22 protein-coding genes and 1 tRNA gene are annotated in these 25,434 nt (G+C 65.2%); 8 read left to right on the top strand and 15 right to left on the bottom strand.

What is annotated here, in order from left to right; genetic code table 11:
* Positions 1 to 22: 22 nt before the first annotated feature.
* The 5 genes from IEX33_RS18415 to IEX33_RS18395 form a co-directional block, all read right to left on the bottom strand.
* Positions 23 to 1,534, bottom strand: coding sequence for a CoA-acylating methylmalonate-semialdehyde dehydrogenase (locus tag IEX33_RS18415; RefSeq protein WP_188732342.1), 1,512 nt, complete (start codon positions 1,532 to 1,534; stop codon positions 23 to 25).
* 45 nt (positions 1,535 to 1,579) lie between these two features.
* Positions 1,580 to 3,508 (bottom strand): 3D-(3,5/4)-trihydroxycyclohexane-1,2-dione acylhydrolase (decyclizing), encoded by a 1,929-nt coding sequence (iolD, locus tag IEX33_RS18410; protein ID WP_188732356.1) that lies wholly within the window; start codon positions 3,506 to 3,508, stop codon positions 1,580 to 1,582.
* A gap of 40 nt (positions 3,509 to 3,548) precedes the next feature.
* Entirely contained in the window at positions 3,549 to 4,499 is a 951-nt protein-coding gene (locus IEX33_RS18405; RefSeq protein WP_188732341.1) for a Cgl0159 family (beta/alpha)8-fold protein, read from the bottom strand.
* A complete protein-coding gene (gene iolC / locus IEX33_RS18400) occupies positions 4,496 to 5,500 on the bottom strand; it encodes a 5-dehydro-2-deoxygluconokinase (protein ID WP_188732340.1) in 1,005 nt (334 codons plus the stop codon). The genes IEX33_RS18405 and iolC overlap by 4 nt, the downstream gene beginning before the upstream one ends.
* 203 nt (positions 5,501 to 5,703) lie before the next feature.
* Positions 5,704 to 6,108: a tautomerase family protein gene (locus IEX33_RS18395; RefSeq protein ID WP_188732339.1), complete on the bottom strand. Its 405-nt coding sequence runs from the start codon at positions 6,106 to 6,108 to the stop codon at positions 5,704 to 5,706.
* 163 nt (positions 6,109 to 6,271) lie between these two features.
* On the opposite strand from IEX33_RS18395, the gene IEX33_RS18390 reads away from it, so the two are divergent.
* Positions 6,272 to 6,661: an ArsR/SmtB family transcription factor gene (locus tag IEX33_RS18390; RefSeq protein ID WP_188732338.1), complete on the top strand. Its 390-nt coding sequence runs from the start codon at positions 6,272 to 6,274 to the stop codon at positions 6,659 to 6,661.
* Complete coding sequence (locus IEX33_RS18385; protein ID WP_188732337.1) at positions 6,630 to 7,112, top strand: SRPBCC family protein; 483 nt, start codon at positions 6,630 to 6,632, stop codon at positions 7,110 to 7,112. Before IEX33_RS18390 ends, IEX33_RS18385 begins: the two co-directional genes overlap by 32 nt.
* 144 nt (positions 7,113 to 7,256) lie before the next feature.
* On the opposite strand, the gene sucD is transcribed toward IEX33_RS18385, so the two are convergent.
* From sucD to IEX33_RS18355, 6 genes are all read right to left on the bottom strand, one after another.
* Entirely contained in the window at positions 7,257 to 8,159 is a 903-nt protein-coding gene (sucD, locus tag IEX33_RS18380; RefSeq protein ID WP_157239019.1) for a succinate--CoA ligase subunit alpha, read from the bottom strand.
* Positions 8,160 to 8,170: 11 nt separating this feature from the next.
* Positions 8,171 to 9,340 carry an ADP-forming succinate--CoA ligase subunit beta gene (gene sucC / locus IEX33_RS18375; RefSeq protein ID WP_174176011.1) on the bottom strand — a complete coding sequence of 390 codons (1,170 nt, stop codon included), beginning with the start codon at positions 9,338 to 9,340 and terminating at the stop codon, positions 8,171 to 8,173.
* A gap of 242 nt (positions 9,341 to 9,582) precedes the next feature.
* Complete coding sequence (locus tag IEX33_RS18370) at positions 9,583 to 10,269, bottom strand: hypothetical protein (protein ID WP_377090255.1); 687 nt, start codon at positions 10,267 to 10,269, stop codon at positions 9,583 to 9,585.
* Positions 10,270 to 10,287: 18 nt separating this feature from the next.
* Positions 10,288 to 10,647 carry a glycosyltransferase gene (locus tag IEX33_RS18365; protein WP_188732336.1) on the bottom strand — a complete coding sequence of 120 codons (360 nt, stop codon included), beginning with the start codon at positions 10,645 to 10,647 and terminating at the stop codon, positions 10,288 to 10,290.
* 13 nt (positions 10,648 to 10,660) lie between these two features.
* Entirely contained in the window at positions 10,661 to 13,225 is a 2,565-nt protein-coding gene (gene pcrA, locus IEX33_RS18360; protein ID WP_377090277.1) for a DNA helicase PcrA, read from the bottom strand.
* A 243-nt stretch (positions 13,226 to 13,468) separates the two neighbouring features.
* Complete coding sequence (locus tag IEX33_RS18355; protein WP_188732334.1) at positions 13,469 to 14,299, bottom strand: inositol monophosphatase family protein; 831 nt, start codon at positions 14,297 to 14,299, stop codon at positions 13,469 to 13,471.
* A 32-nt stretch (positions 14,300 to 14,331) separates the two neighbouring features.
* Here IEX33_RS18355 and IEX33_RS18350 point away from each other — a divergent pair, with 32 nt between their 5' ends.
* The gene (locus tag IEX33_RS18350; protein WP_188732333.1) at positions 14,332 to 14,961 is read left to right on the top strand and encodes a hypothetical protein; all 630 of its coding nucleotides are present in this window, start codon (positions 14,332 to 14,334) and stop codon (positions 14,959 to 14,961) included.
* Here IEX33_RS18350 and IEX33_RS18345 read toward each other — a convergent pair.
* Positions 14,954 to 15,709: a DUF998 domain-containing protein gene (locus IEX33_RS18345; RefSeq protein WP_188732332.1), complete on the bottom strand. Its 756-nt coding sequence runs from the start codon at positions 15,707 to 15,709 to the stop codon at positions 14,954 to 14,956. The genes IEX33_RS18350 and IEX33_RS18345 overlap by 8 nt on opposite strands.
* Positions 15,710 to 15,791: 82 nt before the next feature.
* Between IEX33_RS18345 and IEX33_RS18340 the strand changes: the two genes are divergently transcribed.
* The 3 genes from IEX33_RS18340 to IEX33_RS18330 all read left to right on the top strand — a co-directional run bounded on the left by IEX33_RS18340 (position 15,792) and on the right by IEX33_RS18330 (position 16,779).
* Positions 15,792 to 15,864 (top strand) — tRNA-Arg (locus tag IEX33_RS18340).
* A 1-nt stretch (position 15,865) separates the two neighbouring features.
* Complete coding sequence (locus IEX33_RS18335) at positions 15,866 to 16,363, top strand: DUF6314 family protein (RefSeq protein WP_188732331.1); 498 nt, start codon at positions 15,866 to 15,868, stop codon at positions 16,361 to 16,363.
* Positions 16,360 to 16,779: an NUDIX hydrolase gene (locus IEX33_RS18330; protein ID WP_188732330.1), complete on the top strand. Its 420-nt coding sequence runs from the start codon at positions 16,360 to 16,362 to the stop codon at positions 16,777 to 16,779. Before IEX33_RS18335 ends, IEX33_RS18330 begins: the two co-directional genes overlap by 4 nt.
* Here the strand turns inward: IEX33_RS18330 and IEX33_RS18325 are convergent.
* Together IEX33_RS18325 and IEX33_RS18320 are read right to left on the bottom strand one after the other, a co-directional pair.
* Positions 16,776 to 18,689, bottom strand: a complete 1,914-nt coding sequence (locus IEX33_RS18325; RefSeq protein ID WP_188732329.1) for an ABC transporter ATP-binding protein — start codon at positions 18,687 to 18,689, stop codon at positions 16,776 to 16,778. The two genes, IEX33_RS18330 and IEX33_RS18325, sit on opposite strands and share 4 nt — an antisense overlap.
* On the bottom strand, positions 18,686 to 20,329 hold the full coding sequence (locus IEX33_RS18320) for an ABC-F family ATP-binding cassette domain-containing protein (RefSeq protein ID WP_188732328.1): 1,644 nt from the start codon (positions 20,327 to 20,329) through the stop codon (positions 18,686 to 18,688). Before IEX33_RS18320 ends, IEX33_RS18325 begins: the two co-directional genes overlap by 4 nt.
* Before the next feature lie 250 nt (positions 20,330 to 20,579).
* On the opposite strand from IEX33_RS18320, the gene IEX33_RS18315 reads away from it, so the two are divergent.
* On the top strand, positions 20,580 to 21,317 hold the full coding sequence (locus IEX33_RS18315) for a hypothetical protein (protein ID WP_188732327.1): 738 nt from the start codon (positions 20,580 to 20,582) through the stop codon (positions 21,315 to 21,317).
* Positions 21,314 to 22,051 carry a hypothetical protein gene (locus IEX33_RS18310; RefSeq protein ID WP_188732326.1) on the top strand — a complete coding sequence of 246 codons (738 nt, stop codon included), beginning with the start codon at positions 21,314 to 21,316 and terminating at the stop codon, positions 22,049 to 22,051. Before IEX33_RS18315 ends, IEX33_RS18310 begins: the two co-directional genes overlap by 4 nt.
* A 248-nt stretch (positions 22,052 to 22,299) precedes the next feature.
* Here IEX33_RS18310 and IEX33_RS18305 read toward each other — a convergent pair whose 3' ends face one another.
* Positions 22,300 to 25,350, bottom strand: a complete 3,051-nt coding sequence (locus tag IEX33_RS18305) for an alpha-mannosidase (protein ID WP_188732325.1) — start codon at positions 25,348 to 25,350, stop codon at positions 22,300 to 22,302.
* Between the last annotated feature and the right edge of the window lie 84 nt (positions 25,351 to 25,434).

Genomic DNA, 25,434 nt, shown 5'->3' with positions numbered 1-25,434 from the left:
GAGGCGAGGGAGGCGGTGGGGACTAGTTGGAGGGGAAGTTGTAGGAGGCGCCGGAGGCGTGGGTGGGTTCGGGCCAGCGCGAGGTGATGACTTTGCCGCGGGTGTAGAAGGAGACGCCTTCGGGGCCGTAGATGTGTTTGTCGCCGAAGAGCGATGCCTTCCAGCCGCCGAAGGAGTGGTAGGCCACCGGGACGGGCAGTGGCACGTTGATCCCGATCATGCCGACCGTGACGGAGCGCTGGAATTTCCGCGCGTGGGCGCCGGAGGAGGTGAAGATCGCAGTTCCGTTGCCGTACGGGTTGGCGTTGATCAGCCTGATGCCGTCCTCGAGGGTGTCGACGCGGACCACCACGAGCACGGGGCCGAAGATTTCCTCGGTGTAGGCGGTCATTTCGGTCTTGACGTGGTCGATCACGGTGGGGCCCACCCAGAAGCCGTCTTCGTGGCCGGGGACCACGAGGTCGCGGCCGTCCACCACCATGGCGGCGCCGGCTGCTTCGGCTTCGCTGACGATCCGTACGATGCGTTCCTTGGAGGCCGGGGTGATGACCGGGCCCATTTCGGCGTCGGGGGCGGTGCCGTTGTTGACCTTGACGGCCAGGGCGCGTTCTTCGACTTTCTTGACGATCAGGTCCGCGGCGTCCCCGACGGCGACGGCGACGGAGATGGCCATGCAGCGTTCCCCGGCGGAGCCGAAGGCGGCGGCCGCGAGGTGGTCGGCGGCGTTGTCCAGGTCGGCGTCGGGCATCACGATGGCGTGGTTCTTCGCCCCGCCCAGGGCCTGGACGCGCTTGCCGTGCTTGGTGGCGGTCTCGTGCACGTACTGGGCGATCGGGGTGGAGCCGACGAAGGAGATGCCGTCCACGTCCGGGTGGGTCAGGAGACCGTCCACGGTTTCCTTGTCGCCGTGCAGGACCTGGAACACGCCGTCGGGCAGGCCGGCCTGCTTCCAGAGTTTGGCCAGGAGCATGGAGGCGGAGGGGTCGCGTTCGGAGGGCTTGAGGATGAAGGCGTTGCCGGTGGCGATGGCCATCGGTGCCATCCAGAGCGGGACCATCACCGGGAAGTTGAACGGGGTGATGCCGGCGACCACACCGAGGGGTTCGCGGAAGTTGAAGACGTCAATTCCGGTGGAGACCTGGTCCGAGTAGTCGCCCTTGAGCAGGGTGGGGATGCCGCAGGCGTACTCGATGACTTCCAGGCCGCGGCCGATTTCACCCTTGGCATCTGAGAGGACCTTGCCGTGTTCGGCGGTGACCAGCTGGGCGAGTTCCTCGACGTGGGAGGCGACGAGTTCGCGGAATTTGAACAGCACGGCGGTGCGCTTGGCCAGGGAGATGTCGCCCCAGGTGTCGGCGGCCTTGCGGGCAGCGGCGACGGTGGCGTCCAGGTCTGCCCGGTTGGCCAGCCGCAGCTGTGCGGACACGGCGCCGGTGGCCGGGTTGTAGACGTTGGTGGTGCGGTCACCCGCGCCGGCGCTTTCGGCGCCGTTGATGAAGTGGCTGATGGTGGAGGTCTCGGTTGTAACAGTCATGGGGCTCTTCCTTGAGTTGAAAGCGTTCGGGTGTCGACGAGGGAATCAGCCGAGCAGCTTGCGCTGGCGGGCTTTGTGGCTGGTATAGGCCTGGTAGGCCTGCTGGGTGGAGTCGAGCTCCGAAACCTGGGAGACGGGAACATCCCACCAGGATTCGGAGGACGGCGCGTCCAGCAGCGGGTCTGATTCGACGTGGATCAGGATGGGGCCGCCGCGTTCGGGCGCTGCCTTGGCGTCGCGGATGGCCTGCTCGAGTTCGGCGATGACCTTCTCGCCCGGTTCCACCCGGATGACCTTCACGCCCAGGGATTCCGCGTTCAGGGCCAGGTCCACGGGCAGGGTGTCGCCTTCGTCGAAGCTGTGCTGTTCCTCGTTCAGCGCGCGGTACTGGGTGCCGAACCGCTGCGAGCCCAGGGATTCGGAGAGGGATCCGATGGAGGCATAGCCGTGGTTCTGGATCAGGACCACGATCAGCTTGATCCGTTCGGCGACGGCGGTGACCAGTTCGGTGTGCATCATCAGGTAGGAGCCGTCCCCCACCATGACGACGACGTCGCGCTGGGTTCCGCCGTTGGCGGCTTCAGCCAGCGCCGCGCGCTTGACTCCGAGGCCGCCCGGAATCTCGTAGCCCATGCAGGAGTACGCGTATTCCACGTGGTAGCCGAACGGGTCACGGACCCGCCACATCTTGTGCAGGTCGCCGGGGAGCGAACCCGCCGCGCAAATAACGACGTCGGAGGGGTCCATGGCGCGGGACGTGGCACCGATGATCTCGTTCTGGGCAGGCAACGGCGTGGAGCGGGTGTCGAAGGCTTCGTCCACGGTGGCGTCCCAGCGCTTCTTCTCCGCCGCGATCTTCTGCTCGAGGTCCGCTCCGACGCGGTAGCCGCCCAGTGCCTGGTTCAGCTTGACCAGCGCCTTGCGGGCATCCGCCACGATCGGCAGCGTGGTGCCGTGCTTGTAGGCATCGATCGCAGCGACGTTGATGTTGATGAACTTCACGTCCGGGTTCTGGAACGCGGTCCGGGAGGCAGTGGTGAAGTCCTCGTAGCGCGTGCCGATGCCAATGATCAGGTCCGCGTCGGCGGCAATGGCGTTTGCCGCCGTCGTACCTGTGGAGCCAATGGCTCCAAGGGAGTACTTGTGGTCCCACGGCAGGACGCCGACGCCCGCCTGGGTGTTGCCCACAGGTATGCCGGTCAGCTCCACGAACTTCGCGAGTTCCTCGTTGGCGTAGGCGTACAGGACGCCGCCGCCGGCGATGATCAGCGGCCGCTTCGCAGAGCGGATGGCCGCGGCAGCGCGGGCGATGTCGTCCTCGTCCGCGTCCGGGCGGCGAATCCGCCATTCCCGCGCGGCCAGGAACTCCTCGGGCACGTCAAACGCCTCAGCCTGGACGTCCTGCGGCAGCGAAATGGTCACCGCACCGGTTTCGGCCGGGTCCGTCAGGACACGGAGGCCGTGGTGGAACGCGGAGAACAGCTGCTCCGGGCGGGAGACCCGGTCAAAGAACCTGGACAGTGGCCGGAAGGCGTCATTAACCGTGATGTCGTAGGCGTAGGACTGTTCGAGCTGTTGCAACACCGGGTCCGCGGCGCGGGTGGCAAAGGTGTCGCTGGGCAGCAGCAGCACCGGCAGCCTGTTCGTCGTCGCCAGGGCCGCACCCGTCAGCAGGTTGGAGGACCCCGGGCCGATCGAGGTGCTGATGGCGAAGGTCTGGCGGCGGCGGGTGTGCCGGGCGTAGCCCACGGCCTGGTGCGCCTGGGCCTGCTCGTTCCGGCCCTGGTAGTACGGCATGATGGCCGGGTCCAGCTGCTGGTACTGCTTCAGGGCCTGGCCCACGCCGGCCACGTTCCCGTGCCCGAAGATGCCGAAAGTTCCCGGAATCAGCCGCTCACGGTACTCAACCCCGCCAATGGAGTCCACCGTGTACTGCTTCGAAAGGTATTCCACCACGGCCTGGGCGACCGTCATCCTGCGGGTGGCAGTTCCTGATGTTGTTCCCATGGGGAGGCTACTCCGATACTTCTTCGGTTCGGTTTGGGGTGGTGTGGTTCAGCAGTGAGGCGGCCGTGGCAACGGCACCGGCAACATCGCCGTCGGCCGGGTACAGGAGCGTCCGGCCAACAGTGAGGCCCTGCACTCCCGGCAACGCAAGGGCTGCCTGCCAGCTGGCGAAAACCTCGTCCTGGCTGCTGTCCGGATCTCCGCCCAGCAGGACGGTGGGCATGGTGGTGGCCGCCATGACCCGCTCCATACCGGCCACGACGGGAAGCTTCATCCAGGTATAGGCGCTGGTGGATCCCAGGCCCTCGGCGATGGCGATGGACTTGATGACGGCGTCCGTGGACAGGTCATTCCGTACGCGGCCGTTGTCCCGGACAGAAAGGAAGGGCTCCACCATGGCAATGAGCTTGCGCTCGGCAAGGGAGTCGATGGCCTTGGCAGTAGCCTCCAAGGTTGCCACGGTATCCGGGTCCCCGAGGCAGATGCGGGTCAGCATCTTTCCGCCGTCGGCACCCAGCGTTTCCAGGGCGGCTGCCGTGTGGCCGGTGAAGCGGTCATCGATTTCATTGACCAGGCCGGCGAGTCCGCCGCGGTTCATTGAGCCGAAAACCAGTTTTCCTTCCAGCGCACCCAGCAGGAGCAGGTCATCCATGATGTCCGGCGACGCAAGCACGCCATCCACGTCCGGATTTGCCAGGGCAATCTGGAGCCGGTCGAGCAATTGGCGGCGGTCTGCCATCGCCACCGGGTCACTGCCGACGGCGAGGGCGCCGCGGGCAGGGTGGTCGGCGGCGACGATGAAGTTCTGCTTGCCGTACTTCAGGCCGGGGTGGCGGCGCCGTGCCTTGGCTGCCCGGGCAATGGCGTCCGGGTCCTCAAGCCGGATGGTGCTCAGGTGGGCGTAGCGGCGCGGGTCGTCGTCCAGCGCATTGTTGGAGGCCAGTGGCGTGAGGGTCACAGCGCTGCTCCTTCGGTGGCAAACTGGCCAGGCATCAGGCGGCCGCGTTCCGCGAGCAGCGAGGTGACCTCATCCGGCGTCGGCATGGCGTCGGCGCAGGAAAGGCGGGAGGCGACGATCGCACCGGCGGCGTTGGCGTAGTCCAGGACCTGGGCCAGCGGCCAGCCGGACAGCAGTCCGTGGCAGAAGGCACCGCCGAAGGAATCGCCGGCTCCCAGGCCGTTGACGGTTTGCACCGGCACGGGGGCGGAGACTACGCGTTCCGTGCGGGTTTTCGCCATGACACCTTTGGGCCCAAGCTTGACGACGGCGATCTCGACTCCGGCGGCCAGCAGGCGGTCCGCCTGCTCATCGGGGGTTCCCTCCCCTACCGCCACCGCGCATTCCTTGTCGTTGCCGATGGCGACGGTGACGTGCGGCAGGATCTTGGCCACCTCGGCCCGCGCTTCCTCTTCAGATGCCCAGAACATGGGCCGGTAATCGAGATCCAGGATGGTGAACTGGCCTTCCGTCAGCCCGGTCCGGGGACGTGCCTCGTGTGCCTTGATGTGGGCTGTTCGGCTGGGTTCCTGGCACAGCCCCGTAACAGTGGACCAGAAGATGCCCGCCTCGCGGATGGCCTCCAGGTCAAGCTCTTCGGCCCTGATCTGCAGGTCCGGGGCGGTAGGAAAGCGCCCATAGAAGTAGAGCGGGAACTCGTCCGTGGCCGGCTTGATCGCACAGAACGTCACCGCCGTTGGCCATTCCTTGACGGGGGTGACGAACACGTCGTCGACGTTGAACTTCTTCAGTTCCCGGTGGAGGTAGGTTCCAAAAGCGTCGTCACCGGTGCGGGTAATCACGCCTGTCCGGCGGCCATGCCGGGCGGCTGCTACGGCAACGTTCGACGGTGACCCGCCGAGGTACTTGCCAAAGGACGTCACGTCCTCCAGGTCCACCCCGATGTCGTTCGGGTAGATATCAACGCTGATGCGCCCGATCGTGAGCAGTTCGTGGGTCACGGTATCGCGGACCTTTCTAATGTGGACTCTGCCCTCAACAGCTAGAGCTCCAGTGACTGGCTGGCCCCTCCATGAGCGGGGTCACATCCACTACTTTGCCCTAGAATCAATGTCCTGTCAAAGGTTTGTACTGACATGTTTACAACTTGCCATAAAGGAAAATCTTGCGAGCAGCGGGGCCCTTTTTGGCCGGGCAAGAGGGCCTATTTCCGGGGCACGGCCAGCTCGCCCGTGACATACTGCGCCCGGCCAAAGCCGAAGGACCAGTCGCCGGCCGTGTTCTCCACGTAGCCGATGAAAACATCCTCCCCTGCAATGCCCGCCTCAGCGAGATTCTCCGCCACTGCGGCAAAGAGGCGCTGCTTGGCCTCCTGCGACCGGTCACCCTGCGTGAAAATCTGGATCATCACAACCCCGCTGGTCCGCTCAAAGCCAAGCCCCGCATCCTGGGCAAAAATTTGCCCGGCTGGATGCTCGGTCAGGATGTGGAAGTAGTCGCGCTCCGGGATTCCGTACTCGGCGAGGATCGCGTCATGGACTCCCCGGCTCAGCCCCTGCAGTTCCTCCTGGCTGCGCCCCTGGTTTACATCAATTCGAACAAGTGGCACTTTCGCTCCTCAGAAGTTTGTACTGACATACTAACAAACTAGGGCAAGAAATCGCAAGGAAGGTATTGCCGTGGAGGCGCAGTGGAAGTAGTTTTAAACAACCAACAGGTTGATAAACTGTTTGATTGATTAAAGGTCCCAGTTGACGAGTGGAGCAGTACCAATGGAACCCGACGCAGCGGCTCTGGACTCGGCGTTTATGGCCCTGGCCGATCCCGTGCGGCGGAGCATCATTGCCCGGCTCAGCCGGGGACCGGCCACCGTGAATGAATTGGCGGAACCCTTCGAGATCTCCAAACAGGCCGTCTCGAAGCACATCCAGGTACTCGAGCAGGCAGAACTGGTCACCCGCACCAGGGAAGCCCAGCGGCGGCCCGTGCACCTGAATCCCGCGCGGCTTGAGGCACTCACCGCTTGGATCGACCAGTACAGGTTGGTCCGCGAGGGGCAGTTCCGCAGCCTCGATGCCGTGCTGAGGTTAAACGCTGCAACCGGCAGCGGCCCAGATACAAGGAGTCATCATGAGCAATTCCCTGAAGCTCAGCGTTCCTGAGGGAGTCCCCTTCATCGACTACGAGCGCGATTTCGATTTTCCTGTCGCTGATGTGTTCCGGGCCCACAAGGAGCCGGACCTTCTGGTCCAGTGGTTGGGTCCGCGTGGCTACAAGATGGACATCGACCACTACGACTTCCGGACCGGCGGCAGTTACAGCTACCTGCACACCGGACCGGAAGGAGTGCCCTATGAGTTCAAAGGCATCTTCCACACGGTCCGCGAGAACGAGTTCGCCATCCAGACTTTCGAGTTCGGCGGGTATCCGGACGTCGTCAGCCTGGAGTTCATGACGTTCGAGGACCTGGGCAATGGCCGGTGCCGCCTCCGCGGACATTCGGTCTATCCCACGCAGGAGGCCCGCGACGGCATGGCTCAATCCGGCATGGAAGGCGGCATGTCGGAAGGCTATGAGCGGCTCGATGAGCTGCTGAGCGGGGCAAAGGTGTAGGACGCAACAGTACGACGACGGGTGGGTCACCTTCCATGTGGAAGGTGACCCACCCGTCGTCGTACTTAACAGCAACGCGGGGCCGCTTCGGGCCCGTCCGCGAGTGACGGGCGGGAAGCGACCCCGCGTTGGTTCTTACTGGAACTAGAGCGCTGCGTAGACTTCGCGCAGCAGCTTGGCGGTCTCGGACGGCGTCTTACCGACCTTCACGCCTGCGGCCTCCAGTGCTTCCTTCTTGGCCTGGGCGGTTCCGGCGGAACCGGAGACGATGGCGCCGGCGTGGCCCATGGTCTTGCCTTCGGGAGCGGTGAAGCCTGCCACGTAGCCGACAACCGGCTTGGTGACGTTGGCCTTGATGAAGTCGGCAGCACGCTCTTCAGCGTCGCCGCCGATTTCGCCGATCATCACGATCGCCTTGGTCTCGGGGTCGGCCTCGAACGCGGCGAGGGCGTCGATGTGGGTGGTGCCGATGATGGGGTCGCCGCCGATGCCGATGGCGGTGGAGAAGCCCAGGTCGCGCAGTTCGTACATCATCTGGTAGGTCAGGGTGCCCGACTTGGAGACCAGGCCGATGGGGCCCTTGCCGGTGATGTTGGCCGGGGTAATGCCAACCAGCGCCTCACCGGGGGTGATGATGCCGGGGCAGTTCGGTCCGATGATGCGGGTGACCTGGTTGCCGTCGGCGTCCACCTTGGACTGGGCCAGTGCCCAGAACTCGGCCGAGTCCTGGACCGGCACACCTTCGGTGATGACAACGACCAGGCCGATGCCGGCCTCGATGGCTTCAACAACGGCGCTCTTGGTGAATGCCGGCGGCACGAAGACGATGGAGACGTCCGCGCCGGTTTCCGCCATGGCTTCCTTGACGGTGCCGAAAACGGTGATTTCCTTGTCGCCGTGCAGGACCGTGGTGCCGGCCTTGCGGGCGTTGACGCCGCCAACGATGTTGGTGCCGGCCTTGAGCATCAGGGCGGTGTGCTTGGTGCCTTCGCCGCCGGTGATGCCCTGGACGATGACCTTGGAGTCCTTGTTCAGATAGATAGACATGGTGCGTCCCTTTACTTAGCTGCGTTGGCGAGCTCGGCGGCCTTGTCGGCGCCCTCGTCCATGGTTGCGGCCAGGGTAACCAGCGGGTGGTTGGCCTCGGCCAGGATGCGGCGGCCTTCCTCAACGTTGTTGCCGTCGAGGCGGACTACCAGCGGCTTGTTCGCGGAGTGGCCCAGCTCGGCCAGCGCACCAACGATGCCCTTGGCGACGGCGTCACACGCGGTGATGCCACCGAAGACGTTGACGAATACCGACTTGACCTGCTCGTCGCCCAGGATGACGTCCAGGCCAGCGGCCATGACCTCGGCGGAAGCTCCACCGCCGATGTCCAGGAAGTTGGCAGGCTTGACGTTGCCGTGGTTTTCGCCTGCGTAGGCAACGACGTCGAGGGTGGACATGACCAGGCCGGCACCGTTGCCGATGATGCCTACTTCGCCGTCCAGCTTGACGTAGTTCAGGTCCTGCGCCTTGGCCTTGGCCTCCAGCGGGTCAGCAGCGTCCTTGTCCTCAAGGAGGGCGTGCTTGGCGTGGCGGAAGTCGGCGTTCTCGTCCAGGGAGACCTTGCCGTCAAGGGCCACGATCTCACCGGCACCGGTCTTGACCAGCGGGTTGACCTCCACCAGGGTGGCGTCTTCCTTCTTGAAGACATCCCAGAGCTTCAGGATCACGGCGGCGACTTTGCCGCGCAGTTCCTCGGCGAACCCGGCTGCTGCGACAATCTCGTCAGCCTTGGCCTGGTCGATGCCCACGGCGGGATCGATAGCGATCTTCGCCAGCGCCTCAGGGCGTTCGACGGCGAGCTGTTCGATTTCCATGCCGCCTTCAACCGAGCACATGGCCAGGTAGTTGCGGTTGGCCCGGTCCAGCAGGACGGAGAAGTAGTATTCCTCGGCGATGTCCGCACCCTGGGCAATCATCACCTTGTTAACGGTGTGGCCCTTGATGTCCATGCCCAGGATGTTGGTGGAGTGCTCAAGTGCCTCATCGGCGGTCTTGGCAACCTTGACGCCGCCGGCCTTACCGCGGCCACCGGCCTTAACCTGGGCCTTAACGACAGTTACGCCGCCGATCTTCTCGGCAGCTGCCTTTGCTTCTTCTGGGGTGTACGCCACGATGCCGGCAAGCACGGGTACACCGTGCGCCTCGAACATATCGCGCGCCTGGTATTCAAACAGGTCCACGGTTTAGTGTCCTTCTACGTCGAAGTAGTTTCTGTACAGTCGGACACCATCGAAGACGATGACCGGGCTGCGGAATTGCACGCACCGGCGGCCTGTTGGAAACGAGCCACGCGGCGTGATGCTCCACTGGGAACTCTAGTCCTTTGGGAGGACCGGGCCGTCCCAGAGTACCCCTTATGTGAGTAAGGACACTATTCTATGGAACGTAGAAAAACCGCGGATTTACGCGGTTTTTGAGGGCTTCACAGTGCCGGAGGGGCACTGTCCGGAGGGCTGGAAATCAGCTCGTAACGGTCCTCCGAAACAAAGAAGCCCACGCCGGCCGAGACGTTTCCGCAGGCTACGCCGCCGTTGTAGGCGGAACAGCGCAGTCCGTTGCGTTCAAGGTTCTGCCCGTCAGCCAGCACAGCCAATTCCGCGATCGGGCCGGCCTTGCTGCCACGGGGGCCGTATGTTGCTTCCATTTGTGTGACGCCGGACCGGCACTCTCCGTACGTTGCTTTGTCCGGCGTCAGCAGGGCCACCCCGCCCAGGTATCCGAGATTCGTTCCCGCGCAGTCATCCGCCACGTCGTCCGGGGCAGGTTTCGGGTATCCGGCCAGTTCGCAGTGGGCTACCGGCACAATGGCCAGTTTGTTGTTTTCGCTGTCGCTGAAGCTGTTCTGCTCATAGGGAAGGTTGATGTGCGGCCCGCGGGCTGCCGTCAGGGAGCACGCCACTGTCCGGTCCTCGGTAATGAAGGAGAGGACATCGTCACTGCCGGAAAATTCCTGCGGGTCAACCAGCGGCGCCTCTTCCAGCTGCTCAATCGGCGGCAGTGGAGGCGGTGCCACGTATCCAGGGTCCTCCACCGTCACGGTGCAGCCTGTTGCAGCCAGGAGGAAAAGGGCGGCGAGCATCCCCCGTACAGTCCGTCGCATGCGGTCCATTATGCTTCATGGCGGCGCTCAGCCTGGTGCCAGGCCGGCTGCCTTTTCGACGGCGGCGGCGGCAACAGCGGCGGGATCCCCGGCGGCGAAGTGGTCACGCATCTGTTGTGCCCGCGTCCGCCAGGCAGCATTCGAGGGGATCTCCTGCACTGCTTGGGCAATTCGCCGTGGCTTGGGACGTTCCGTTTTGAGGCTGATGCCCACGCCGAAGCCGCCGTTGGTGATGAACACGTCCGTGAAATCCAGCTCGCTGGCGAAGTCCACGAAGTCGCGGATCACGATGTTGGGCTGCGGGTAGCGCGCGCTGAGGACCTCCGTTCCGCGGCCACCGGCGGCCACAATCACCGGCGCGTCCATGTCCTTGGCCGCCTCGAGCACCGGGACAGTACAGCTAGGCGTCGAGCTTGGTCAGCGGCGCGTAGCGCAGCAGCAAACGCTTCTCACCGACGTCGAACTTCACCTTGGCCACGGTCTTGTCCCCCGCCCCCTCAAGTGCGAGGACGGTACCGTTGCCGAAGCTCGTGTGGTTGACCTTGTCCCCCACGGTGACCGCCACGATTTCTTTCTGCGGCTGCACACGGTTCTTCGCAATGGCCGCCGGCACGTCCGCGTTGAATCCGGCTGACGAGTCAGCAGCCGCGCCCCGGGCCGTCCCGGCGCCCCAGAAGGATCCGCCGTAGCGGTTCGACCCGATTGACCCGCCGCCCCAACCGCCTGACTGCCTGCTGGTTCCTTCGCGCTTCCATTCCAGGAGCTCGGCGGGAATCTCCTCCAGGAACTGGCTGGCGGGGTTGTACTGGCTCTGGCCCCACATGCTCCGGACCTCGGAACGGGTGACGTACAGGCGTTTCCGGGCGCGCGTCAGGCCAACGTAGGCAAGCCGGCGTTCTTCCGCCAGCTCTTTGGGGTCAGTGGCTGACCGCTGGTGCGGAAACAGTCCATGCTCCATCCCGGTCAGGAATACCACCGGGAACTCGAGGCCCTTGGCGGTGTGCAGTGTCATCAGCGTGACCACGCCAAGCCGCTTGGCCTCCGCAACGGCGGCGGCTGTGTCCTCGGCGTTCCCGCCGGGTGCGTCAGGAATCTGGTCCGCGTCGGCCACCAGCGAGACCTGCTCCAGGAACGCGCCCAGCGACCCTTCGGGGTTCTCCTGCTCGTACTCCCGCACCACAGCCACGAGCTCCGCCAGGTTCTCCACCCTGGACTCGTCCTGGGGGTCTGTGCTGGAGCGCAGGGCGGCCAGGTAGCCGGTCTGCTCCAGCACGGCTTCAAGGGCTGCCGCGGCGCCGGACCCCGCGGCCACTTCGGCGAGGTCATCCAGCAGCTTCACAAACCCAAGGACGGCATTGACGGATCGGGTTGCCATCGCCGGGGCCTGCTCAGCCCGACGGGCGGCTGCCATGAAAGAGATGCGCTCACGCTGGGCCAGTGCCGCCACAGCACCTTCGGCGCGGTCCCCGATCCCCCGTTTGGGTTCGTTGAGCACCCGCCGCAGGTTGACGTCGTCGTCCGGATTCACCAGGACGCGAAGGTAGGCCAGGGCGTCCTTGATTTCTTTGCGCTCGTAAAAACGCGTGCCGCCCACCACCTTGTACGGCAGGCCCACCCGGACCAGCACGTCCTCGATGGAGCGTGACTGGGCATTGGTGCGGTAGAAGATGGCGACGTCCCCCGGACGGAGGTTGTCCTCATCCTGGAGCCGGTCGATCTCCTTGGCAATGAACTGGGCTTCGTCGTGCTCGTTCTCACCCACGTAGCCGATGATTTTGTGGCCGTCGCCTTCGGCGGTCCACAGCCGCTTCTCGGGACGGTTGGGATTCCGTGAAATGACCGAGTTGGCCGCGCTGAGGATGTTCTGCGTGGAGCGGTAGTTCTGCTCCAGCTTGATGGTCCGTGCCTCGGGGTAGTCCTTTTCGAACTCCACGATGTTGCGGATGTCGGCGCCCCGGAAAGCGTAGATGGACTGGTCCGAATCGCCCACGACCGTCAACTCGGAGGCGCCGGGGCCTTCGCCCACGATTTCCCGGACCAGGGCGTACTGGGCATGGTTGGTGTCCTGGTATTCGTCCACCAGGACATGCCTGAACCGCCGGCGGTAGGAGTCCGCGAGGGCAGGGAAGGCCCGGAACATAAACACGGTTTCGGCGATCAGGTCATCGAAATCCATTGCGTTGGCCTGGCGCAGCCGCTGCGTGTAGCCCTTGTAGACCTCAGCCACGGCCTGCTCGAAAGGATCGTTGTAGTTCGCGGCGGAAGAGTACGCGTCAGCATCGATGAGTTCATTCTTCAAGGCGGAGATCTTGTGCTGGATGGCCTTGGGCGCAAACTTTTTCGGATCCAGGTCCAGGGCCTTGGACACCTGGGTGACCAGCCGGAGGGAGTCGGCTGAGTCGTAGATGGAGAAGTTCGATTTCAGCCCCACATTCGCGGCTTCCTGGCGCAGGATCCGCACGCAGGATGAGTGGAAGGTGGAGATCCACATGATTTTTGCGCGCCCACCCACCAGCGCTTCAATGCGTTCCCGCATTTCCGCAGCGGCCTTGTTGGTGAAGGTGATGGCGAGGATCTCGCCATGATGGGCCCGCCCGGTGGCGATCAGGTAGGCGATCCTGTTGCTGAGCACACGGGTTTTGCCCGAACCCGCGCCGGCTACGATCAGCAGCGCGGAACCGGCGTGCTTAACGGCCTCCTCCTGCTGCGGGTTCAGCCCTTCCAGGAGCTGGGCCGCGTCCGGCCGGCGGTGGCCGTGGCCCTGGCCCTGGCCCTGGTCCTCCGCATGCTGACCATCCGCATGCGGCCCTTGTGTACCGCCGGACAGCCCGGCGCCCTGCCGGTTCTCCCACGGCACAGCACCGCCGGGACCGGCCGCCGTGGCGCCTTCAGCGCGCGACTTGGTGCGGGCAGCTGCCGGGGAAGCAGCCTTGAACGGTCCGTCAGAGTACGGGTCAAACAACATATCCATGGTGCCTACAAGTCTAGGCGGTGGGACCGACACGGACTTCCAGTCTGTGGATGACGGGCTGCCGGCCGGTGCCCCGCCAAGGCGGTCCTGCTGCCTTATCCACATAGCGCTGAACGGTGCGTGCAAGGAGGGCATGCAGTTGAAAGGCTTAGCGGATGGAAGCCTTGACGACGACGGCGGCAGTCACCGGCGCAGCTTGCTTTGCCGCAACAGGCTTAGCAGCGGCGCGGGCATGGGCTAGGCCACGGAGCCCGACTCAAGGGCCGCACGCAGCTCGCGCACCGCCGTCGTCCCTCCCGCCATGAACCACTCGAGGCCGTTGACCCGCACGGTATCCACGGCGCCGCCGGCAGCCCGGACGATGGCCTTGCCGGGCAGCCAGTCCCATTCCGGGCAGCTGTGCTGGAACCAGCACCCCAGCTGGCCGTCCGCCACCCGGCCAAGGTCGCACGAGCCGGAGCCGAGCATCCGCAGGGCTGCAGCCGACGTCGCCGCCGCGTGCCAGGGCATGGCGCACAGCGGATCCATCAGCCAGCTGGGGTGGATGTAGGTTGCCGCCCCCAGCTGGGCCGCGGGGGTAGCGTTGCGTTCTCCCCTGTTGTCGTGGAAAACCGTCAGCCGTTCACCGTTGAGGCTGGCCGGGTGTGCCCGGCCACCAAGCCAGAGCTTGTCCTCCTCCGGCTGGAAGATGGCACCAAGCAGCACATCGGACTGGTCCTTCAAGGCGATGGCCGAGCACCAGTAAGTGGAGCCGTGCAGGAAGTTGTACGTGCCGTCCACCGGATCGATAACCCAGGTCCGGCCGCTGCTGCCCTGTACCGATGTGCCTTCCTCCCCCAGGATGCCGTCCTGTGGCCGGCAGCGCTGCAGCTGCTCCAGAACATAGGCTTCTGCGGCATGGTCAGCGGCGGTCACGACGTCTGAAATGGAGGTTTTCTGCTGTGACTGCAGTCCTGCCATCCGCATGAGCAGCGCCAGCTGCCCGGCCTCCCGCACCAGGGCTGCTGCCAGCTGGTAGTCGTCCAAAGATGGGTCAAGTTCAACAGCGCTGTGCCGGCCAGTGGTCATGGCTTCAGTTTAAGGGGCGCGATAATGAAGCCATGGCCAAAACACCTGCCCAGCGGATCAAGAAGCACGGCTCGAAGGCGGCGGTACCGCAGCATCATCTGCCGCCGGTGGTGAACCCCACCACGGCGCGCACGCCGGAGAAAGCCCAAAACAACAGCAATCTCATCCTGATCGCCGGCGTGGTGGCCAGCCTGTTCCTCTTCTGGTACCTGCATTTGCTGACCCTGGAGCAGCTCCGTGACCTCTCCACGGGCCTGGCCATGCCGGACTCGCTCATCGGCGGTTTCGATGCGGCCTACATCAGCCAGCTCCAGGCCGTCATGGACGATGACGCGCGCGGCCAGCTTAACTATGTGCACAAAACAGCGGGCACCCTGTTCCCCCTGATCTTCGGATTCACCTGGCTGCTGCTGATCGGCACGAACGTGGCCCGGAAAGCCCTGCGCTGGGCGCTCTGGTCGTTGCCGCTGCTGTTCGTTGTGGTCCGGCTCTGGGGCAACGCCGCCATCGACGGAGTGCTGGCCTCCGGAACTGCCGACCCCGGCCAGGTGGCCCTCGCCTCCGGACTCACCGTGGCCGGTTGGGTCCTCTTGGTCCTCAGCCTGCTGGCGGGCGCCGCCGCCGTTGTCCTCGGCGCCCGCAAGCCCAAAGCCGCTAGCTGAGGGCTGCCCGCGCCCGCATCATTTTACGGTGGCGGTGGACCTGGCGGGCAATAACCAGTCCTGCAGTGGCCATGCCCAGGGTGACCGGATAACCCATGAGCCGCTCAAGCGTGCCGGGCTCCGGAACGTCCATTCCCGTCAGGCCCCCCGTCCCCAGGGCGGTGAGGGACACGGCACCGCACACCAGGATGAACCAGGCGGAGTTTGTCTTCCGCAGCCAGAGGATGCCCAGGACCAGCAGGGCGGCGGCCCCGGCGAGGAAGTACATCACCGCCCCCACGATGTGCCAGCCGGAACCTACGTCCTCGGGCACCAGCCCCACGATCACAGTGCCGGCCCCGGCGGTACCGGTCAGGATCCGTACCCAGGCAGCTGCCAGCCAGGGCCTGCGCCGCGGCTGCACCCGCAGATCCGCCCGGGCCGCCACGCAGAGCAGCCCGGAGCTCAGCAAAAGGGCACCCAGCAGCATGCCGAGCCCCTGGACCACGAATGAGGCGTTCATCAGCCAGTTCAATGGGGAACACACCTCGCGGCCGTCAAAGATGCCGCAGTTCAGGGCGCCAAGGTCACTGATGTATCCCGTCCGCAGGTCATAGGGCCTGGGGCCCGCCCAGGCACCGATCACTGCTGCTTCCGCGGCAAAATACTGCAGGACGCTCAGCACCGACCAGGCGCCGATGTACTGGCGGGTGGACGCGGTGTCCGGAATTAACGTGGCAGGCATGGCGGCGGACGGCGCTGAACTCATGCCTTGAGCGTAGTACGGCCCAGCACCTTGTATGCTTGTATCCGTGTCCGGCCGGACTGGCCTGCCGATCCGCCGGACGCAAGCCCTCGTAGCTCAGTGGATAGAGCACGGCTCTCCTAAAGCCGGTGTCGTTGGTTCGATTCCAATCGAGGGCACTTGAACTTTCCTCCCCCGGAGTTCGCGCTCCGCGCCTACCTCCTCGGCCCCGCCCCACCCGGCCCCACCGCGGACGCTGCCAGCGCCGGGCAGTGGACGGTCCAGCGGGACCTGTTGGACCGCGCGGATGGCACCCGCGGAACCTTCTCCGGCGTCGTGCATTTTGTCCCCACGGACGACGGCGGCCTGGCCTTCCGTGAGGAAGGCACCATGCGCTGGCCCGCCTTCACGGGCCCCGCCTCCCGCGAGTACCTGCTGCGGCCTTCCGGGGGCCCGGATGCCCTGGACGTGTTCTTTCCTGACGGCCGGCCTTTCCACCGGATGAGCTTCACTCCGGAGTCCAACCTTGACCGTCACTGGTGCGATCCCGATACCTACCGCGTTGCCTACGACTATGGGGGCAGGGACAGGTTCAGCTACACCTGGGACGTCCAGGGCCCCCGCAAGGACCTGCTGCTGACGTCACACCTGGTGCGCAGGCAGGGGCCCGCAGCATGAAAAACCGCATTGTGGTCTCGGCCGTCTGCGTCTTCGACAAGGCTGGCCGGCTCCTGACCGTCAGGAAACGCGGCACGGCCATGTTCATGCATCCCGGCGGCAAGCCCGAGGCCGGAGAGACAGCCGTCCAGGCGGCAGCACGGGAACTCGCGGAAGAAGTGGGCATCGTCCTCGATCCCCGGGAACTGCAGCTGATGGGGGTGTGGATCGCCGATGCCGCGAATGAGGCCGCCACGGACATCGAGGCAACAGTTTTTATGGCCCCCGGAGTGTGGGAGGCCCACCCTTCCGCGGAAATCGCCGAGATCAGGTGGCTGACGCTGGGCGCCGAACCCACCCGGGACCTTGCCCCGCTGCTGACGGACCATATCCTCCCGGAGCTGGCAAGGTCCGGGATCGCGGACAGGCAGGCCTAGAGCTCGGGAACTGCTTCCTGGGCAACAGCGGTGGCCTCGTTGAACTGCGTGCGGTAGAGCTCGGCGTACCGCCCCTCGGCAGCGAGGAGTTCGGTGTGGGTCCCGCGTTCCACAATCCGGCCGTCCTCCACCACCAGGATGGCGTCCGCGGCGCGGACGGTGGAGAGGCGGTGCGCAATCACGACGGCGGTGCGCCCCTCGAGTGCCGCCCCCAGGGCAGCCTGCACGGCAGCTTCGTTGGTGGAGTCGAGCGCCGCCGTTGCCTCATCGAGGATGACCACCCGGGGCTGGGCGATCAGCAAGCGGGCGATGGTGAGCCGCTGGCGTTCACCGCCGGAAAGCCGGTAGCCGCGCTCCCCCACCACGGTGTCCAGCCCGTCCGGGAGTGATCGGATCATGGACTCCAGCCGGGCCTGCCGGATGACCTCCCACATGTCGGCCTCGGTGGCGTCCGGGCGGGCAAGCCGCAGGTTCGAGGCGATGGTTTCGTGGAAGAGGTGGCCGTCCTGGGTCACCATGCCCAGTGTGTCCCGGAGCGAGTCGAAGGTGACGTCCCGCAGGTCCACGCCGGTTCCGGGAATGCTGCCGCCCAGCCTCACTGCGCCGGAGTCCACGTCGTAGAGCCGGGACAGCAACTGCGCAATGGTTGATTTGCCGGCGCCGGAGGAGCCCACTAGTGCCACTGTTTGTCCCGGTTCCACGCGGAAACTGATGCCGTGCAGCACTTCTTCCCCGCCGCGGGTGTCCAGCGTGGACACCTCCTCCAGGGAAGCAAGCGAGACTTTGTCTGCCGAGGGGTAGGCGAACCGGACGTCGTCGAACTCCACGGCCACCGGGCCTGCAGGAACGGCTACGGCTTCCGGCTTCTGCTGGATGAGCGGTTTGAGATCCAGGATTTCAAAGACGCGTTCAAAGCTGACAAGGGCACTCATGATCTCCACCCGCGCGTTGGAGAGCGCCGTGAGCGGGGCGTACAGCCTGGTGAGCAGCAGCGCCAGCACAACGACGTCGCCCGCAGCCAGCTGGCCGGTGATCGCCAGCCAACCGCCCATCCCGTAGACCAGGGCGAGCGCGAGCGCAGAGACGAGGGTCAGGGCCGTGACGAAGGTGAACTGCAGCATGGCGGTCCGGACTCCGATGTCACGGACACGTCCTGCACGGACGGCGAATTCCCGGGATTCCTCGTCGGGGCGCCCGAAGAGCTTGACCAGGGTGGCACCGGGGGCGGAGAAGCGCTCGGTCATCTGCGTGCCCATGGCGGCATTGTGTTCCGCCGCTTCGCGCCGCAGGTCCGCGAGTTTGGAGCCCATGCGCCGGGCGGGGATGAGGAAGACCGGCAGCAGGATCATCGCCAGGACCGTCACCTGCCAGGAGGTTCCCAGCATCACGATAAGGGTCAGGATCAGGGCGACCACGTTGCTGACCACGCCGGACAGGGTGCCGGCGAACGCGGACTGGGCACCGATCACGTCATTGTTCAGCCTACTGACCAGCGCCCCCGTACGGGTACGGGTGAAGAAAGCAATCGGCATCTTCTGGACATGGTCGAAGACCCGGGTGCGCAGGTCCACAATCACGCCCTCGCCAATGGTGGAGGAAAGCCAGCGGCTTACCAGCCCCAGTCCTGCCTCTGCCACAGCTACGACGGCGATCAGCACGGCGAGCCGGACCACTTCCTCGACGGCGGCCTTGGCCACGATGGCGTCCACCACCTGTCCGGCGAGGACAGGCGTGGCCACGGCGAGGAACGCCATCACCACGGACAGGGCAACGAAGGCAATCAGCTTGCCGCGGTGCGGGCGGGCAAAACCCAGGACACGCTTCAGCGTGGCCTTCGAGAAGGGTTGGGAACCGCTCGTCGACCGGGTGATCTTGTACAGGGAGCTCCAGGCCACCCCTTCCATGCTCATGGCTGCTGCTCCTCTACGGTTCCGTTATCCACATTCCAACGTACATCCAGCCGAACGTTTTCCAGCAGCCTGCGGTCATGGGTGACCAGCAGCAGTGCGCCGTCGTAACCTTCCAGGGCTTCTTCGAGCTGTTCGATGGCTGGAAGGTCCAAGTGGTTGGTGGGCTCGTCCAGCACAAGGAGGTTCACTCCCCTGGCCTGCAGGAGGGCCAAAGCCGCACGGGTCCGTTCGCCAGGTGACAGGGACTCCACAGTCCGGGACGTATGGTCGGCTTTGAGTCCGAACTTCGCCAGGAGTGTGCGGACCTCGGCCGGGTTCAGGTCCACGAGGACTGCCTCCACGGCGTCGGCCAGGGTCAGGTTGCCCTCGAGCAGTCCGCGGGCCTGGTCGATCTCGCCGATGGCCACGGAAGCACCCATCGCGGCACTGCCTGAGTCAGGCTGGACGCCGCCCAGCAGCAGGCGCAGCAGGGTGGACTTACCGGCGCCGTTGGGCCCCGTGATGCCGATGCGTTCGCCGGCGTTGAGCTGCAGGTTGACGGGCCCCAGGGTAAAGCCACCCTGCCGCACCACGGCGTCGCGGAGGGTTGCCACCACCGAGCTGGAGCGCGGCGCTTTTCCGATCGAGAACTGCAGCTGCCATTCCTTCCGCGGCTCCTCCACCACGTCAAGCCGTGAGATCCGCGATTCCATCTGCCGCACCTTTTGGGCCTGTTTCTCAGAGGATTCCGTGCTGGCTGCGCGGCGGATCTTGTCATTGTCCGGACTCTTCTTCATGGCGTTCCGGACGCCTTGGGAACTCCATTCGCGCTGGGTGCGCGCCCGGGACACCAGGTCGGCCTTGGTGGCCGCAAATGCCTCGTACTTCTCCCGTGCGTGCCGCCTGGCAACGGACCGTTCCTCCAGGAAGGCGTCGTAGCCGCCGTCGTACACGGCCACGGCGTTCTGCGCCAGGTCCAGTTCCACCACAGTGGTGACGCAGCGCGCAAGGAACTCGCGGTCGTGGCTTACCAGCACCACGCCGCCGCGCAGGCCTGTGACAAAGTCCTCCAGCTTGGCGAGTCCTTCGAGGTCAAGATCGTTGGTGGGCTCGTCAAGCAGCACCACGTCGAACCGGCTCAGCAGCAGCGCCGCCAGCGCCACCCGCGCTGCCTGCCCGCCGGAAAGGCCGGTCATGGCCGCATCCGGACCGGTCTCCAGCCCAAGGTCCGCCAGGACAGCGGGAAGCCGGTCATCAAGGTCGGCAGCACCGGAGGCCATCCACCTGTCGAAGGCCAGCGCATAGGCGTCGTCCGCTCCGGGCGCGCCGCTGCCAAGGGCCTCAGCGGTGGATTCCATCTCGGCGGTGGCCTGGGCACAGCCGGTGCGACGGGCAATGTAGCCTGCCACTGTTTCACCCTGCACGCGTTCGTGCTCCTGGGGAAGCCAGCCAACGAAGGCGTCGGCGGGGGCGAGGCTGACGGAACCTTGCTGCGGCTGGTCCACGCCGGCGAGGAGCCGCAGCAGCGTGGATTTGCCGGCCCCATTGGCACCCACCACGCCCACCACGTCCCCGGGGGCCACTGTCAGGGAGAGCCCGGAGAAAAGCTGCCGGTGGTCGTGGCCGCCGGACACGTCCTTCGCTACGAGGGTTGCCGTCATGGTTCTGTCCTTTCGCCACTGCGTCCGCAGCGGGTTTCCTGCCCGAACACTGGCTGGCAGGGCCCTGACATTTACCCGGAAGGAAGGAGCCCGGACCGCAGGACATGAAAGAGCCCGCTGGTCCGGACTTGGGGGGTGTACGGACCAACGGGCTCGACCATCAAGCATAGTCGAAACGGCAGCAGGGGTAAAACCGCCAGGATGCGGCACGCTAAAATCGACACACCATCCGTTCTGCAGAGAGCCGTCCATGACCCTCCCCGCCAAGGCGTTCCAGCGCTGGCTACAAGGCATTGCGCCCGACGCCAGCACGGCCGACGTCTGCAGGATCTCAGGGATCAAGCGGACCACCCTGGCCCAGCAGCTGGTCCGTGGAAAAGTCTCAGTCAGCACTGTGGTCAGCATCAGCCGCGCCTACAACGTGAACCCACTCTCGGCACTGGCCACCTTCGAGGCCTACCAGGACCTGGCCGGTCTCCAGGTTCCGCCCACCCGTTGCGAACTTGTCAGCCAGGTCTCCACCCCCGACATCCTGCGCGCTGTCCTTGCCCGTCCGGCGATGGAGCCCGCCGGCACCTCCGGGACTGCGTCCCCGCCTCTTTCCGCCGCCCCGCACGCCACCTCGGTTAAGAACTGGGTTGACGCGATCGACGACGGCGAAGTGCGGCACCGCGTTTCCGCAGCCACCGGAGTGGCTCCCCAGAACTACTCAGCACAGCTGACCGCCAACCGGCTGTCACCGGAGCTGGCGCTTGCCACCGCCCATGCTGCCGGCGTTGGACCGGCCGGCGGCCTGGTGGCCACCGGCCTGATCACCGAAGAGGAAGCGGGCTGGCCTCCAGGTGCGCGGCAGGCCGCCCTGGACAGCCTGTCCGACGGCGACCTCACCGCCTTGGCGGGCGACAGGCTGCAGGCATTGGGCAAGGTGCTGCGACGCCAGGAGCAGGATCAGGCACAAACGGAAAAGATCTGGGAGAACCTGGGATGATCGAAATTCTTCAGTGGTCCACGCTTGCCACCTGCGGACTCATCGCTGCTGCCCGGGTGCCCAGCGCCATCCGGGGAGAGAACAGGTCGCTGTTCTTCATCTTCGGACTGATGACCGTCGCCATCCTCCTGAGCATCGAGGCGCCCTACGTGGCCATCGACCAGGCCCTGGGCGGCATCAACCTGGCCAACCTGCTGCTGCGCTTCATCATCTTCGCAGCCATCTATTTTGTCGGGATCCGGGTCACCCGCGGGTTCGGCGCCGACAGCGCGTACCGGCTCATCACGGGTAAAGCGGGCATGGTTGTGCTGCTGGTCATCTCCCTTGCGTTGATGGTCCTGTTCTTCATGATGGATACAGTGGGTTCCTCGGCAGGCCTTGCAGCTGTGTCAGAAAAGAGCGAACGGAACTTTGTTCTTGTTGAATACTACGGAGCAGCCGGACGGGCTTATCCCGCGTACATATCCTTGGTGCTGCTGCCTGCCATGGTCCGCGCTGTCCGAAGCCGCCTGCCCTTGCTGGTGCGGGTCGCTGCCGCGCTCCTCGCAACAGGCGGAGTAGCTATCGCCCTGACACTGCTCTTTCCCGCGGTGCCTCCGGAGTGGGGTGCGGCGGAGTTCGTCATCAACTACACGGCCGTGCTGTGCTTCGTCCTTGGCCTGGCGCTGATCTGGGCTGCAAGGGTACGAAGCAGCCGGACCTCGCCTGCCAAGAGGACATATACCGAAAAGTAACCATGCTGGCTTTCACAAATTCATTAGAATGTGAAACAATCATGATTGTGTGAAGGTGGAGCGCAGGTCGTTTTCGAACGGGGATAAATTCCAAAGCGTTGGCCGCTCCGGGGGCCTTCACACCTATTGGGGGGATGAGTGGTGGCGGCCGTTGGGGACCGCCCCCACTCAGCCTGGTTAAAGCCCGTTTTGGCCGATCGTGGCAAACGTGAGCAGCCCGAAGTTCCCGGCCCCACGCTCCGGTTTAGTTAGCTGGTGAGAGCCGCGGCCGAGCAGGCGAACCGCAGGGTCACCAACTGGAAAGGCCGCAGGCCAAGTTCCGCTCCGTCAGCGCTGACGTTCACACCTGGGGCCTCGAGCGGACGCTCCAACAAATCGACCGGCGTGACGCCCTGCGCGGGAAAGTTGGCGGTCAGTTTTCCTGCAGACCGCTGGCCCAAGGACTCGTAGAGGCGGACAACCACGTCCCCGGACCCGTCCTCGGCCAGCTTAACGGCTTCAATCACCAGGGCAGGGTTCGTCACAGAGAACAGCGGTTCCACCGGGGAACCGCCGCGGACCAACCGGGGAACAAGGTTGGTCCGGTAGCCCTCCTCCACTGCGCCGGCAATATCCGCCCCCGGACGGATGGTGACGGTCAACTCATGCAGCCCGCGGTCCGCCTCCGGATCGGGGAACTTGGGAGCGCGCAACAGTGACAGGCGCACCGTCGTGGTGGTGCCGCCGTCGTCTTCCCTGATGTTCCGTGCCACGTCGTGGCCGTAGGTGGAGGAGTTGGAAATCGCCACGCCATACCCCGGCTCCGCCACATGGATCCAGCGGTGCGCACAAATCTCGAACTTTGCCGTCTCCCACGACGTATTCGTGTGGGTGGGCCGGAACACGTGGCCAAACTGTGTCTCTGCAGCAGACCTGTCTGCCCGGATGTCCAGCGCGAAGCCGAGCTTCAGCAGTTTCTCGCGTTCCTGCCAGTCCACCGAGGTGGTGATGGAGAGGGACGGGCTGCCCGGTGCAAGTGCGATCCGTTGGGTGATGGTGGACGCGCCAGCCAGCCGCTCCACCAGCACGACGGCGTCTGTATCTTCGTGAACCAGCCGGACGGAAGCGGCCCGGGTGAGCGGCGTGACGTTGCGCCGGTAGAACTCGTCGATGTCCCAGGCGTCCCACTCGTTGGGAGTGTCGCGGTGCAGTTCAAGGAGGTTTCCCCGCTGGCCGGGAGCAATCGCTTCCCGGCCACTGGCGTAATCCACCAGCGAGGAGATAAGCCCGTCGGCGTCCAGGACGGCGCGGATGACTCCATTGTCCAGGACAAAGCCTCCGTTGTCGGGGCTGGCCTGGACCCTGCCCTCCGCTGCGGCCGGCTCGCCTGCAGCCAGTGCAGGCACGCCGTCCCGGGCATGCGGCGCAGCGTTGAGCAGGAATGCCCGGTCGCCGCTGCCCAGCACGGCGGCGGCAGCCCCGCCGATGATGGCCTCAAGGGCATCACTGACCGCCTGGTAATTTCGCTCGGCATCGTGGTGGACCCAGGCGATGGAGCTGCCGGGAAGGATGTCGTGGAACTGCTGCAGGAGGACCAGCCGCCACAACCGCTTGAGTTCCGCAGCCGGGTAGGCGAACCTGCCGCCGGTGCGCACAGCAGCCGTTGCGCACCACAATTCTGCCTCCCGCAGCAGGTGCTCGCTGCGGCGGTTGCCCTTCTTGGTCCTGGCCTGGCTGGTATAGGTTCCGCGGTGCAGCTCGAGGTACATCTCGCCCACCCAGACCGGCAGGACCGGGTAGTCATCCTCGGCCTGCGCAAAAAAGCTTTCCGCGGAGCCGATCCGGACCTTTGGGGAACCTTCCAGGTCCGCGGCGCGTGAGGCAGCAGCCAGCATTTCCCGCGTTGGTCCGCCGCCGCCGTCGCCATAGCCAAACGGCACCAGCGACACGGTGCCGTGGCCGTGGTCGCGGTAGTTCCGCTCCGCGTGGGCAAGTTCGCGTCCGCTCAGCTCCGAGTTGTAGGTGTCCACAGGCGGGAAGTGGGTAAAGAGCCGGGTGCCGTCGATGCCCTCCCAGTTGAAGGTGTGGTGCGGCATCCTGTTGACCTGATTCCAGGAGATTTTCTGGGTCAGGAACCAGCGGCTGCCTGCGGACTTGACGATCTGCGGCAGCGCAGCGGAGTATCCAAACGAATCCGGCAGCCAGGCCTCGTGGCAGTCGACACCGAACTCCGCGAGGAAGAAGCCCTTGCCCTCCACGAACTGCCGCGCCATTGCCTCACCGCCAGGCATATTGGTGTCCGATTCAACCCACATCCCGCCGACCGGAACGAACTGGCCGGCACGGATTTTCTCGCGGATGCGGCCGAAGAGTTCGGGGTAGAACTCCTTGATCCAGGCGAACTGCTGGGCCGAGGAGCAGGAAAACACAAAGTCCGGGTTCTCGTCCATCAGCGCCACGACGTTGGAAAACGTCCGGGCGCATTTCCTGACAGTCTCCCGAACCGGCCAGAGCCAGGCGGAATCGATGTGGGCATGGCCGGTGGCTACCAGCTGGTGCGCAGAGGCATATGCCGGCCGGGCAAGTACGTCCGCGAGCACTTCTCGTCCTGCGGCAGCGGTTCCGGCTACATCGTCCGGATCCATGATGTCCATCATGCGCTCGAGGGCCCTGAGGATCTCGTGCCGCCTGGGCAGTTCCAGGGGAAGTACCGCCATGAGGCCTGCGAGGGTCGAGATATCCTGCTGCAGTTCCCAGACGTTCTGGTTCAGCTCGGCAATGACAATGCTTCCCAGCCTGTACTGCGGTGCTGCCCCGGCCGTTGACTTGTCCCCGTAGGGCGTGGGGGCGAACGTCCAGCCCTGGGCGACGTCCGGATTCGCCGCAGCTTCAACGTAGAAGTCCACCGCCATGCCGCCACCCAAGAGTTTCAGCGGGATGTACTGGTTCCGGGGCGAGACCGCCTTGATGATGGTGCCGTCCGGGCGCCACGCGATGCCCTCGCACTGAAACCCGGGTATTTCAACGGTGAACCCAAGGTCCACCAGCACTTCAACGGTGGTGTCCGGTTCCGTGCCCCATGATTCGGGAACTTCCCCCTGGAGACGGAGCCACTTGGTGCCCCAAGGCTTTCCCCACAGTGCGCCGTGTTCCTGCGGCTGGAATTTTTGCCGCATGGCTTCCAGCGCGGGGACGGGTTCATCCGGGGCATCCCAGCTGCTCAGCGTGAGGGGAAGGGTCCGGCTGTAGACCGCAGGGGTGATGCGCTCCCGCACGAACCTGTGCAGGCGCACTTCAGTGATCCGGCGGTCGTCATGCAATGTGTGCCCTCTTTAGCGCTTGGGACTGGATCCTCGTGTCCATTCGATGGATAAATCTACCCGCTGGTAAGTCTTTTACCAACC

Source organism: Pseudarthrobacter scleromae, assembly GCF_014644515.1.
GTDB lineage: Bacteria > Actinomycetota > Actinomycetes > Actinomycetales > Micrococcaceae > Arthrobacter > Arthrobacter scleromae.
The sequence above is the reverse complement of the archived record's forward strand: the minus strand, read 5'-3'. Positions and strand labels throughout refer to the sequence as shown.

What these genes read in the sequence shown, in the direction of transcription:
- IEX33_RS18355 (WP_188732334.1), bottom strand. Translation starts at nt 14,299, where the DNA reads ATGACCACTGGCCGGCACAGCGCTGTTGAACTTGACCCATCTTTGGAC.
- IEX33_RS18390 (WP_188732338.1), top strand. Translation starts at nt 6,272, where the DNA reads ATGGAACCCGACGCAGCGGCTCTGGACTCGGCGTTTATGGCCCTGGCC.
- IEX33_RS18415 (WP_188732342.1), bottom strand. Translation starts at nt 1,534, where the DNA reads ATGACTGTTACAACCGAGACCTCCACCATCAGCCACTTCATCAACGGC.
- IEX33_RS18320 (WP_188732328.1), bottom strand. Translation starts at nt 20,329, where the DNA reads ATGACGGCAACCCTCGTAGCGAAGGACGTGTCCGGCGGCCACGACCAC.
- IEX33_RS18310 (WP_188732326.1), top strand. Translation starts at nt 21,314, where the DNA reads ATGATCGAAATTCTTCAGTGGTCCACGCTTGCCACCTGCGGACTCATC.
- IEX33_RS18325 (WP_188732329.1), bottom strand. Translation starts at nt 18,689, where the DNA reads ATGAGCATGGAAGGGGTGGCCTGGAGCTCCCTGTACAAGATCACCCGG.
- IEX33_RS18315 (WP_188732327.1), top strand. Translation starts at nt 20,580, where the DNA reads ATGACCCTCCCCGCCAAGGCGTTCCAGCGCTGGCTACAAGGCATTGCG.
- IEX33_RS18330 (WP_188732330.1), top strand. Translation starts at nt 16,360, where the DNA reads ATGAAAAACCGCATTGTGGTCTCGGCCGTCTGCGTCTTCGACAAGGCT.
- IEX33_RS18385 (WP_188732337.1), top strand. Translation starts at nt 6,630, where the DNA reads ATGAGCAATTCCCTGAAGCTCAGCGTTCCTGAGGGAGTCCCCTTCATC.
- pcrA (WP_377090277.1), bottom strand. Translation starts at nt 13,225, where the DNA reads ATGTTGTTTGACCCGTACTCTGACGGACCGTTCAAGGCTGCTTCCCCG.
- iolD (WP_188732356.1), bottom strand. Translation starts at nt 3,508, where the DNA reads ATGACGGTCGCCCAGGCCGTGGTGGAATACCTTTCGAAGCAGTACACG.
- sucD (WP_157239019.1), bottom strand. Translation starts at nt 8,159, where the DNA reads ATGTCTATCTATCTGAACAAGGACTCCAAGGTCATCGTCCAGGGCATC.
- IEX33_RS18350 (WP_188732333.1), top strand. Translation starts at nt 14,332, where the DNA reads ATGGCCAAAACACCTGCCCAGCGGATCAAGAAGCACGGCTCGAAGGCG.
- IEX33_RS18370 (WP_377090255.1), bottom strand. Translation starts at nt 10,269, where the DNA reads ATGGACCGCATGCGACGGACTGTACGGGGGATGCTCGCCGCCCTTTTC.
- IEX33_RS18345 (WP_188732332.1), bottom strand. Translation starts at nt 15,709, where the DNA reads ATGAGTTCAGCGCCGTCCGCCGCCATGCCTGCCACGTTAATTCCGGAC.